The sequence below is a fragment of the Priestia sp. 10L35 genome, assembly GCF_056395685.1.
In genome coordinates this window covers 85885-98131 of sequence record NZ_JBFTKA010000004.1, presented here as the reverse complement: position 1 = coordinate 98131, position 12247 = coordinate 85885, and the positions used below count along the sequence as shown (strand labels likewise).

Sequence of the window (12247 nt, the reverse complement as noted above, 5' to 3'; positions counted from 1 at the left end):
TTTTTTTTATCCCTCTTTTGCACCTTGTCTTTTCAAAGAAATGGATTCAGAGATTTCCAGTGCAAGAATGATAATTGTGCCAAGAACTAATCCGTTGCTTAAAAACGTAGTAACTAAAGGTGGCAGTGTTGAAAAAGCTTGAGAAGGCAAAAACATAACCCCTATCCCCGACAGCAACGCAATACCGGCTTTTTTCATTGCTTTTTCGGGCTGTTTGGCATGCTTGAATTCTCCAATTCCAAGAGCCATCATACCTGTAAAAACAGGAAAGATTGCCGCGTATCCGACAGCAGGAGGAAGAGCGGACATAATGGATGTTAAAGGAGTAAAGATACTCAAAAAAAGCAAAAGACACGATGCTACAATAAAAGGAACTCGGCTATAAAGATTTGTAGCTGAAATAAATCCGCCGGAACCTGAAATAGGAACGGCACCGACACCTGAAAACAATCCTCCAAGCAGCTGACTTATACCCGAAACCATCCCGGAACGCTTAATATTGTCTTTTTCAATTTTTTCTCCTTTGTGTTTATAAACAGACTCAACAACACGAATAGAAGCGAGCATGTTTGTAATTAAAATGAGCGTCACAAAAAAAGCAGTGACAACCATATTCCATTCAACGCGAGGAGCTCCAAATACAAACACTTTAGGTATGTAAAATAACTGCGCCTGAAACTCGATAGGTTTAGCTAACCCTAGCATTGCAAATACTCCCCAGCCTACACCAATACTAATAATAATGCTGAGCTTATTTAACGTCCGGTGTGATAATAAATAAAAAGTCAGCAGCAAAATCGCAGCTGAAGCCAGCGCAATAGGAAGTTTAATAGCTGAATTCGTTTCTGTAATACCAAACATTCCTTTTAAAAAGGAACCGCTGAGCTGCGTCACTAATAAAATTAAATATGTACCGGTAACTGTCGGGGTAAAGTATTTTGCTAGTTTATCAATGAGACCAAACAGGCTCATCAAAATAGCGATTATCCCGCTTATAAGGAGGGTGAACTGCAGTACGCGGAGCGTTTCAGAGTGAGAACCAAATAGAACGGTTCCAAGACTCGCATACAGAGAAAAGACGCCCCACCAAACACCAGCTGGCCCTTCCATGATGGGATATTTATGCCCTATAAATACCTGCAAGAGCCCGGATAAAGCTAAAATAAATAACGTTCGCTGTAAAAATTGAATAGAATCCGCTGCGTTTAAATGAAACTGAGAAGCAATTACAATAGGAACAATCATACTATTAGAAATCATAAATAAAAACCATTGTAGTGAAGCAATGGAAACTCGAAACATTCTTAACACCTCAATTAATGCCGACGAGCGGCTGAATGAACCAACAGGCTGCTCTATTATTTTACCATGGGATTTCCAATTTGTAAGCGATATCTTGTTAAAAGGAAGATGAATAAAGTGTCAAAAAATTCAATATATTGTTGTAAAAAAAAGAAAGATAATTTATAATTTTCTTACAATTATAAATTATAAACATAAGAATAATTTATAATGAACTGACTAACAGTCAAGGAAGGAGGAGGAATAAGACAAATGAAACTATATCTGTCGGTTGATATGGAAGGAATTACGGGACTCGTCGATCACACAAATGTTCTGCGACAGAAAGAAAATTATGAGAGAAGCCGCAAAATAATGACGGATGAAGCAAATGCAGTAATTTATGCAGGATTTAGAGAACAGTGCTCAGAAGTTGTGGTAAATGACAGTCATTCGATTATGAATAATCTCCTTGTTGAACGGCTTCATCCAGAAACTCAGCTTATTTCAGGAAGCGTAAAACCATATTCAATGGTACAGGGATTAGATCAGACTTTTGATGGTGCTATGTTTCTAGGGTATCATGCTAAAGCATCCATGCCTGGTGTCATGTCTCATTCGATGATATTTGGTGCTCGCAATATGTACATAGACGATACGAATATTGGAGAGTTAGGCTTCAATGCATACGTCGCAGGCTATTACGGCGTGCCAGTTTTAATGGTAGCCGGTGATGACCAAACGGCGCTGGAAGCACAGCAGCTTATTCCAAACGTGACGACTGCTATCGTCAAACAGGCCATTTCACGTTCTGCAGCCAAAACATTAACCCCTAAGAAAGCAGAACAATTACTTCAAGAAAAAACAGCCGCAGCTATTCAAAACAAACACCTTGTTAAACCTTTAATTCCACCTAAACATCCAACCTTACAAATAGAATTTGCAAATTACGGTCAAGCAGAGTGGGCGCATTTAATGCCGGGAACAGAAATTGAGCCTGGAACGACGACCGTTCGGTTTCAAGCAAAAGATATTTTAGAAGCTTATCAGGCCATGCTTGTTATGACTGAATTAGCTACGCGCACAACATTCTGTTAGAAGGTGGGATAAAGGTGAAAAGTTATATTCTGAAACGATTTTTATCCATGCTTGTTACGCTGTGGGTAATTGTGACCTTAACCTTCTTTTTAATGCATTCGATTCCTGGATCTCCATTTAATGAAGAACGAGCGACAAGCGATGCAGTTCAAAAAAACCTGGAATCATTTTATCACTTAGATGAGCCGCTAGCTGTGCAATATATTCTTTATTTAAAATCCATTGTTACCTTTGACTTTGGTCCTTCCATTAAACAGCCGTCTCAAACGGTTAACGACCTTCTAGGAAGAGGGTTTCCCGTGTCATTTGAACTTGGAATGGTGACGTTAATTCTTGCGATAATTTCCGGTATTACACTAGGCATTATCGCTGCTCTTAGAAGGAATGGAATAATTGATTACATGGCGATGAGCATAGCAGTTATCGGATTGTCGGTTCCAAATTTTGTTATGGCCACGTTGTTAATTCAACAGCTTTCTGTTAATTTGAAAATTTTACCTGCCGCTACGTGGACGAGCCCTTTACATATGATTCTTCCGACTCTAGCTCTTGCCACAGGTCCTATGGCTATTATTGCACGTTTGACTCGCTCAAGTATGATAGAAATACTAACTCAAGATTATATTCGAACAGCACGTGCAAAAGGGCTTTCACCAGTAAAAATTGTATTTAAGCATGCGCTTAGAAATGCTTTAATGCCCGTTATAACAGTTCTTGGAACGATTGCGGCCAGCGTATTAACCGGCACATTTGTTATTGAACAAATCTTTGCTATTCCTGGCATGGGAAAATATTTTGTGGACAGTATTAATACGAGAGACTACCCGGTAATTATGGGCACGACGGTCTTTTACAGTTCGATTCTCATCATTATGCTTTTTTTAGTAGACATTGCTTACGGAATACTTGATCCACGAATCAAACTGTATAAGAAGGAGGGATAACGTGCTGGAAAAACAGGAGCATAAGCAAATTCCTGATGAGTGGTTTATGCCAAAGAAAAAAAAGAAATCTGAAGCTGAAGCAGTTGTAAGGCCGAGTCTTTCTTATTGGCATGATGCTTGGCGCAGGCTTGTAAAAAACAAGTTGGCCATGCTGGGTCTCTTTTTTTTAGTCATTCTCGCTGTGATGGCTATATTCGGTCCTATGTTTTCCCCCTACAGTGTAACGAAAGCTTCTTTTACAGAGCAAAATCTTCCTCCTTCAGCTAGTCATTGGTTTGGAACGGATGACTTAGGCAGAGATATGTACACCCGGACATGGTACGGGGCTAGAATCTCTTTATTTGTAGGACTGATGGCAGCGCTTATTGATTTTATCATCGGTGTCATTTACGGGGGATTCTCAGGCTACAAAGGCGAAAAAACAGATAATGTCATGATGCGCGTAATTGAAATTTTATACGGTCTTCCTTATTTATTAGTCGTGATTTTACTAATGGTAGTCATGGGCCCCGGGCTTTCTACGATTATTGTGGCACTTTCCGTTACAGGTTGGATCGGGATGGCGAGAATTGTACGGGGGCAAGTATTGCAAATAAAAAACTATGAATACGTGCTTGCATCCAAAACGTTTGGAACAAAAACTAGTCGTATCATTAAGCGAAACCTGCTTCCAAATACGATGGGACCGATTATCGTTCAAATGACACTAACCGTACCAACTGCCATTTTTGCTGAAGCTTTTTTAAGCTTTTTAGGGCTGGGTGTACAAGCTCCTTATGCCAGCTGGGGAGTAATGGCAAACGATGGTTTATCAACGATTCTATCAGGCTATTGGTGGCGTTTGTTTTTTCCCGCTTTTTTTATTTCTCTTACCATGTTTGCTTTTAATGTCCTTGGAGACGGACTGCAAGATGCACTTGATCCGAAATTAAGGAGGTAAGCAAATGGAAACAATGCTCCAAATCAAAAACTTACACGTACAGTTTTCAACTTACGGAGGGCGAGTTCAAGCTGTAAGAGGCGTTAGTTTTGATTTACATAAAGGAGAAACACTAGCGATTGTCGGAGAGTCAGGGTGCGGAAAAAGCGTGACATCTCAAAGTATTATGAGGTTAATTCCGACACCTCCGGGCAGGATCACAAGCGGATCTATTTTATTTAAAGGCCAGGATTTAACGAAACTATCAGAAAAGAAAATGCGAGACATTCGAGGCGCTGATATTTCGATGATTTTTCAGGATCCCATGACTGCGCTTAATCCAACTCTTCGCGTAGGTGAGCAAATTGCAGAAAATATTATGCAACATGAAAACATTTCAAAAGAAAAAGCCAAAGAAAAAGCATTTGAAATGCTGGAGCTAGTCGGAATTCCAAATCCTAAAGAACGCCTAAAGCAATATCCTCATGAATTTAGCGGGGGAATGAGACAGCGTATTGTCATTGCAATGGCTCTTGTATGCAATCCTGAAGTGCTAATTGCTGATGAACCTACCACAGCTCTTGACGTCACGATACAAGCGCAGATTTTAGAATTGTTTAAGGATATTCAGCAGAAAACGGATGTCTCTATCGTTTTAATTACCCATGATTTAGGTGTAGTTGCTCAAGTAGCTGACCGTGTTGCCGTAATGTATGCAGGAAAGATTGTAGAGATTGGAACAAGAAGGGACATCTTTTATACGCCGCAGCATCCGTATACAAAAGGATTGCTGCGTTCAGTTCCTCGGTTAGATTTATACGAAAGTGAACTTGTGCCTATTACAGGATCACCTCCCGATTTATTTGCACCTCCATCCGGATGTTCGTTCGCACCTCGCTGTCCTTACGTAATGGAAGTATGTGACCGCATGTATCCTGCGTCAACAAAGCTGAAAGAAAGTCACCAAGTGCACTGCTGGCTTCAAGATGAGAGAGCCCAAAAATTTGTAACAACTATAAGCTAGATTTATAGATGAATAGAGAACTTATGAAAGAGGGGGAAATGATGAAAAAAATAGGGTCTTTACTAATGATGTGTGTACTTATATTTGCACTTGCTGCCTGTACGGCCACAAAAGATTCAGGCGCGGAGCCAGAAAAGAAAAGCAGTACAGCAAAAGAAGACGGTAAGGTCCTTTATATGAATAATGGCGCAGAACCTACGTCTTTTGATCCGCCTATTGGATTTGATTCATATTCATGGAATATGCTTAATAACTTAATGGAAGGGCTGACTCGTTTAGGAAAAAGCGATGAGCCTGAAGGAGCAATGGCCGAGAAATGGGATATCTCTGAGGACAAAAAGGTCTATACGTTTCATTTACGAAAAGATGCTAAATGGTCAAATGGAGATGACGTGAAAGCAAGTGATTTCGTATTTGCTTGGAAGAGGCTGTTAGATCCTAAGACGGGTTCACCAGCGGCATTTTTAGGTTATTTCATCCAAGGTGGAGAAGAATTTAATACGGGTAAAGGTAGTGCTGATCAAGTAGGGGTAAAAGCGCTAGATGACAAAACCTTTGAAGTTACGCTTAAAAGCCCTCAAGCCTATTTCTTAAGCGTAGTTTCCAATCCAGCGTTCTTCCCAATTAATGAAAAAGTAGCAACAAAAAATCCGAAATGGTTTGCAGAAGCAGACTCGTTTGTTGCTAATGGTCCCTTCAAATTAACTCAATGGAAGCATAACAGTAATCTAGTCATGGAAAGAAACGATCAGTATTGGGATGCTGAAAATGTAAAGCTCGACAAGGTAAAATGGGCAATTGTTGAAAATACAAACACAGAATATCAAATGTATCAAAATGGAGAACTAGATGTTTCTGAAATTCCATCGGATTTAAGTGAAAAGCTGCTGAAAGATGGAGATGTTCATATCGAAGACCAAGCGGGAACTTACTTCTATCGCTTTAACTTAGATAAAGAGCCCTTTCAAAACAAAAATATCCGTAAAGCATTTGCAATGGCTGTAGATCAAGATCAAATTGTTAATTTTGTTACAAAAAATAAAGAAAAACCAGCTCGTGGGTTCGTATCTTACGGATTTAAAGATGCAGATGGAAAGGATTTCCGTAAAACGGGCGGCGATTTATTAAAAACAGATAGCAAAGAAGCAAAAGCACTTCTGAAAAAAGGAATGAAAGAAGAAGGATATAAAAAGCTGCCAGCTATTACGCTAACATACAGTACAGACGATACGCATAAAAAAATAGCAGAAGCACTGCAGCAAATGTTCAAAGAAAATCTAGGCGTAGATGTGAAGCTTGCCAATATGGAATGGAATGTTTTCCAAGAAGAACAAAAAGCGTTAAAGTTTCAGCTGTCACGAAGTTCATTTTTAGCTGATTATGCAGATCCAATTAACTTTTTAGAGAGCTTCCAGACGGGTCATTCAATGAACCGTACAGCTTGGAGCAATAAAGAATATGATGAGTTAATTAAACAAGCTATGAACGAAACGGATAATAAAAAACGTTTTGAGCTTATGTATAAAGCAGAAGGTATTTTATTTGATGAGATGCCAATCATTCCTATCCATTTCTACAACTATGTGTTTTTAATAAAAGATAACGTATCTGGAATTGTTCGTCATCCTGTTGGCTATTTAGATTTGAAGTGGGCAGATAAACAGTAAAGTGGAACTTTTCGTCAGAGGGGATTTCGATACCCTTCTGACCCAAGTTTCACTTTCTTCATTTCTTTACACAAAAGGAGTGTAACAAATGATAAAACCAAAACCATTACAAAAAGGTGATACAGTAGCTGTTATTGCACCTGCTAGTCCGCCTAATCAGCACAATCTAAAAAAAGGAATAGAATATTTAAAGGAAATAGGATTAAACGTAGTAACAGGCGCGCATTTATATAAAAAAAACGGGTACTTGGCAGGGACGGATGAACAGCGAGCAGCCGATATACATGCGATGTTTGCCAATAAGAAAGTAAAGGCAATTATTTGTGCATGCGGAGGTTACGGGACTGCTAGACTTGCCTCGCAATTAAACTACGATTTAATTAAGCGAAACCCAAAGGTTTTTTGGGGATATAGCGATATTACGTTTTTACATACGGCTATTCATCAGCACACAGGTTTGGTTACCTTTCACGGGCCAATGCTTTCGTCGGATCTCGGAAAAGAAGATGTTCATATAGAGACGAAGCAAGCTTTTTATCAATTATTTTCTCACCGTTCTTTGTGCTATACGGATCAAATTAGTCCCCTCGACACCATTTGTGAAGGAGAAGCAACTGGTCAGCTGATAGGAGGAAATCTGACTTTGCTGGTAAGCACGCTTGGCACACCATTTGAACTAGATACAAAAAATCGAATTTTATTTATTGAAGATATTGATGAAGAACCGTATGAAATTGACCGCATGATGACACAGCTGTATATGGCCAATAAACTGCAGGATGCAGCGGGAATTATTATCGGAGATTTTCATAACTGCTATCCTAAAAAACGTACGGAGTCGCTTTCTTTAGAGGAGGCATTAACAAGTTACCTGACTTCTTTAAAAAAACCTGTGATGAGAGGGTTTCGCATCGGGCATTGCTCGCCTCAAACAGCTGTGGCGATTGGAAGCTATGCCACGATGTCGACTTATGAACGAATGGTGGAATTTGAATCCGGTATTACATTACCAAAAGATAAAGTCGAACGCTGAAGGTTAAACCTGCGGGGAGGATAAATAAGTGATGGATAAAAAAACGTATTACGTTTGTGTAGCTGTGGCGACTGTTTGGACTTCCTATGACTCTAGCAGAGAAATAGATGACAATGCAATAAGTGTCCCAGTAAAACTGGATAAATGGCTAGAACAATTAACGTATACACGCCGGTTGGAGCTTTGTGAGAAAAATTTAGTTCAAACGCAGCTGTTACTAGGAGAAGAAGTATATGTAACAGAAATGAAAGGTAAATGGGCAAAAATCGTTATTCCTTCTCAGTTTTCTTCTAAAGATGAAAGAGGATATCCCGGGTGGGTTCCTTTTCACCAACTGATTTCTCAAACTGAATATTTTCCGTTGAATAAACCAACGGCGGTGGTATCAGCAACCATTGCGACCCTGCACCTAGCGGAAGAAGCCTTGCAAATTAGTTATCAAACGCAGCTGCCTCTTTTAAAAGAAGATAAAGAATGGCTAGAAGTTCAAACGCCGGTTGGCAGTGGGAAAATAAAACGTCAAGATGCTGTTGTAATAGAGGATAGAAACCGTAAAGTAAAAGGAACTGGGGATATGATTATTGCAGCGGGAGAACAGTTTTTGAATCTTCCATATTTATGGGGTGGCATGAGTGCCTGGGGATATGATTGTTCCGGGTTTGCCTATGCTACTCATAAAGCAAACGGATATCTTATTCCAAGAGATGCAACCGATCAAGCAAGGCAAGGAAAAGAAGTAGGGTTAGCCTCTATTCAACCTGGAGATTTGCTGTTTTTCGCTCATGAAAAAGGTGAAGGGTCTATCCACCATGTTGGTATTTATTATGGTAAAGGAAAAATGCTTCATTCACCTAAAACAGGTAAAACCGTTGAACTGATTGAATTAAAAGGAACGCTTTATGAAGAAGAGCTGTGCGCAGCCCGGCGCTATTATTAGGAGGTGGCAGTTATGACAACGAAGCATTTGTTAGAAGTAAAGCAGCTGAGCAAATATTTTTCGATTACGAATAAGCAGGTTTTGAAAGCAGTAGACGGCGTGTCTTTTCATATTTCAAAAGGAGAAACCTTTGGACTTGTTGGTGAATCCGGCTGCGGAAAATCAACTGCCGGGCGAACAATCATTGGGTTGTATAACCGTACATCAGGAGAGGTGCTTTATAAAGGGAAAAACGTGCATGAGCTATCAGAGAAAGAAAAATTTGCTTTTCATCGTAATATGCAAATGATTTTTCAAGATCCATATGCTTCACTAAACCCTCGTTCTACCGTGAAGGAGATTATCTCAGAACCAATGGAGGTTCACGGACTTTATTCGAATAAAAAAGAGATGCTGAACCGCGTGTATGAGCTGCTAGAAGATGTCGGGCTAAACCGTGATCATGCCAATCGCTATCCTCATGAATTCAGCGGCGGGCAGCGCCAGCGTATAGGGATTGCGAGAGCTTTAGCACTAAATCCAGAATGCATTATTGCAGACGAACCTATTTCTGCTTTAGATGTGTCTGTACAGGCTCAAGTAGTTAATTTATTAAAAAAACTCCAAAAAGAAAAAGGGTTAACTTATTTATTTATTGCACATGACTTGTCGATGGTAAAGCATATAAGCAATCGTATTGGAGTTATGTATTTAGGGCATTTAGTAGAATTAACAACAAGTTCGGAGCTGTATCAAAAACCGCTTCACCCTTACACTCAAGCTCTACTGTCAGCTATTCCTATCCCTGATCCTGACGTTGAGGATAATCGGAAGCGAATTGTTCTTAAAGGAGAATTACCGAGTCCAATTAACCCGCCCTCTGGCTGCGTGTTTAATACGCGCTGTCCTCTTGCAGTAGCAGCCTGTAAGACTCAAAAGCCAGAGTGGCAGGAAGTTGAAGACAATCACTTTGTAGCCTGTCACTTATACAATCAAAAGATAATGAGTAACAACTATATTGAAACAGCTGCGACAAAATGATGGAAAGAGCGAGAATGAAAATCGAAGATGCAGTTACTACATGGAAGCGGAGTAATAATGGACTTGTACGTATTCATATTGAAGGAAAAGAATCCATACAGATTAATTCTTTTATCCAACAACGAGCAGCAAGTACAATCAAGCTGCTGCTTGCAATAGAAGCGTTTCGTCAAATTGATGCGGGCATCTTGGCTTTAACATCTGTCATTCAAAGAACGGAAAAAAACACGGTTGGCGGAGCAGGCGTACTTAGAGCTCTTCCGCGGTTAACATATATTAAAGTGGAAGAGCTGCTTACCCTTATGATAATTGTTTCTGACAACACAGCTACAAATGAACTCATCTCTTTAGTAGGATTTGAAAAAATTAACGAATGTGCTAAAAATCTAGGATTAAAGAAAACCGTTTTAAACCGCTATATGATGGACGAAATCGCTGTTGAAAAAGAGATTGATAATTATACGTGTGCCTCTGATGTAGTAAAGTGTCTAAGGGAAATATATGAAGGAAACCTTTTGCAAAAATCTAGTCGCGGAAAAATAATGAGAATGTTAGAAATGCAGCAGTTTCAGCATAAGCTTCCAGCACGTATAGGATCAGCGTTTCAAGCTGCGAATAAGACTGGAGAACTACAGGGAGCAGAACATGATAGTGCTATTCTCATGCGAGGTAACGAAACGTATTATGCCGTTGTTTTGATAGATGGACTAAGTGACAATGCACAGGGAAGGAGATTAATTGCTGATATTGGATACCTTCTGTCATCTAACATCTAAAAATCTTTTGACCATATACTTCAATAAGCGGGATTGGTTTGGTCCCTTTTATTTAATGTCTTCTATCAAAGAAAAACTCACATTTATTAATAATAAATGCTTGTCTTCTCAGATTTTGGCGAGACCATTGTTTGCTGTGCTGGATTTGTGCTAGTAGTAGATAAACATGTTCTTTTTCATGAAATTTTATGAAAAAATAATGATAAATCATTCATCCTATACCAACTTATTCATATTTTTTATATAATAGAATAATAGTATATATTTTAAACGAATAGTGAATGTCTATGCAAAGCAGCAAGGAGCATGAAATTATTCGATTCATAAATGGTGGTGTATGTATGGCAAACGAACATGTAATGATAGATATTATAAAAGCATTTAAACGCAATTCAACTGAATCCATTGCCATGGATTTAATTAAGGAAGTGCGAGGGACATTTAGTCCATTACCTAAATATATAGCGGATTTAATTGATGAGCTGAGAAAATTAAATTTAAAAGACGAAGTGATCAGTGTAATCTTGTATCAATCTGTATATGTGGCAGATCATCAATTTAATATTAAAGATAACATTACCAATCGTCAGTTTGTAAAAGATACGATTGAAATGGGCAGAAGATGGGTGCATCAGTACGGCCGAATTGAAACAGTAGAAGAAGCAATTCATATTGCAGAGCAAGTATCTACAAAAGAGGACTTGCCTCATCATTTGCAAACAGCAACAATTGACGAAAAAATTACGCTTGAGGTGCAGCTTGATCATCAAACGTATGAAATGTTAAAAAATATAGCGGTTTATTATGATCATCATTCCTATGAACAGTCAATGACTGTAGCAATTAATCGTTTATATACGCAGCTGCGCGATGCACAATCAAAAAATAGTTAAATGTCAAATCTCACATGTTCCGTGCACCATGTGAGATTTTTTAAGATGTGAAAGAGGCGCAGATGAAAATATCTTGCTCCATCATTCACCAAAAGGAGGGAGAACATAGATGAGGGTATATTTATCTCCTCTTTAAAAAAAAGATGCTTCTAAAGTTTTTGAATATTGGTCGGATGAAGAGGTTACTAGATATATGAATATTGAGCCCTTTACGACGCTTTATCAAGCGGAAAGCATGATTGCACTTCTCCAAAGTTTGACGAAAGAAAGGAAAGCAACACGCTATGCTATTCGATTAAAGACTTCCGATGAGATCATTGGAACCTGCGGTCTAAACCGTATTGATTATGTTAAAAAGCAAGCAGAGATTGGGTATGATTTAGGCAGACCTTTTTGGAAAAAAGGCCTCATGACAGAAGCGATCTGCCTTTTGCTAGAAAAAGCTTTTGAAGAGTTTCATATACAAGAAATTGAAGCAAAAGTTGATCCTAATAATAAAGATTCAATTACTCTTTTAAAAACATTTTCGTTTCAACTAGAAGAGGCGTATGAGTCAGATGATTGTACTTGTTTATACACCGTCAACAAGGAAAAAGTGAGCGCAATATTGTCAGGACGTTCAAAAGGTAAGAAGTAAATCAAGCATAAGTTCTTT

At 38.9% G+C, this 12247-nt stretch carries 11 protein-coding genes and 1 pseudogene; 11 read left to right on the top strand and 1 reads right to left on the bottom strand.

Annotation, left to right across the window (positions count from 1 at the left end; all coding sequences use genetic code 11):
- Positions 1–6: 6 nt before the first annotated feature.
- Positions 7–1302, bottom strand: a complete 1296-nt coding sequence (locus AC1DEF_RS16085; protein ID WP_097823952.1) for a purine/pyrimidine permease — start codon at positions 1300–1302, stop codon at positions 7–9.
- Between the two features lie 252 nt (positions 1303–1554).
- Here AC1DEF_RS16085 and AC1DEF_RS16080 point away from each other — a divergent pair, with 252 nt between their 5' ends.
- From AC1DEF_RS16080 to AC1DEF_RS16030, 11 genes and pseudogenes are all read left to right on the top strand, one after another.
- Positions 1555–2379, top strand: a complete 825-nt coding sequence (locus AC1DEF_RS16080) for a M55 family metallopeptidase (RefSeq protein WP_477727433.1) — start codon at positions 1555–1557, stop codon at positions 2377–2379.
- 14 nt (positions 2380–2393) lie between these two features.
- Positions 2394–3323, top strand: a complete 930-nt coding sequence (locus AC1DEF_RS16075; RefSeq protein ID WP_477727432.1) for an ABC transporter permease — start codon at positions 2394–2396, stop codon at positions 3321–3323.
- Between the two features lie 46 nt (positions 3324–3369).
- Positions 3370–4263, top strand: coding sequence for an ABC transporter permease (locus tag AC1DEF_RS16070; protein WP_477727513.1), 894 nt, complete (start codon positions 3370–3372; stop codon positions 4261–4263).
- Positions 4264–4267: 4 nt separating this feature from the next.
- On the top strand, positions 4268–5266 hold the full coding sequence (locus AC1DEF_RS16065) for an ABC transporter ATP-binding protein (RefSeq protein ID WP_097823950.1): 999 nt from the start codon (positions 4268–4270) through the stop codon (positions 5264–5266).
- A gap of 23 nt (positions 5267–5289) precedes the next feature.
- Complete coding sequence (locus AC1DEF_RS16060; RefSeq protein WP_078081634.1) at positions 5290–6933, top strand: peptide ABC transporter substrate-binding protein; 1644 nt, start codon at positions 5290–5292, stop codon at positions 6931–6933.
- A gap of 88 nt (positions 6934–7021) precedes the next feature.
- Entirely contained in the window at positions 7022–7966 is a 945-nt protein-coding gene (locus AC1DEF_RS16055) for a S66 peptidase family protein (protein ID WP_477727431.1), read from the top strand.
- A 31-nt stretch (positions 7967–7997) separates the two neighbouring features.
- A complete protein-coding gene (locus AC1DEF_RS16050; RefSeq protein ID WP_097824377.1) occupies positions 7998–8903 on the top strand; it encodes a C40 family peptidase in 906 nt (301 codons plus the stop codon).
- A gap of 12 nt (positions 8904–8915) precedes the next feature.
- Complete coding sequence (locus AC1DEF_RS16045) at positions 8916–9923, top strand: ABC transporter ATP-binding protein (RefSeq protein WP_097823948.1); 1008 nt, start codon at positions 8916–8918, stop codon at positions 9921–9923.
- Positions 9924–9937: 14 nt separating this feature from the next.
- Entirely contained in the window at positions 9938–10699 is a 762-nt protein-coding gene (locus AC1DEF_RS16040; RefSeq protein ID WP_255255725.1) for a serine hydrolase, read from the top strand.
- Positions 10700–11040: 341 nt separating this feature from the next.
- Complete coding sequence (locus AC1DEF_RS16035; RefSeq protein ID WP_097823946.1) at positions 11041–11592, top strand: hypothetical protein; 552 nt, start codon at positions 11041–11043, stop codon at positions 11590–11592.
- Positions 11593–11743: 151 nt separating this feature from the next.
- Positions 11744–12229 (top strand): annotated as a pseudogene (locus AC1DEF_RS16030) (GNAT family N-acetyltransferase); the annotation flags it as partial.
- Between the last annotated feature and the right edge of the window lie 18 nt (positions 12230–12247).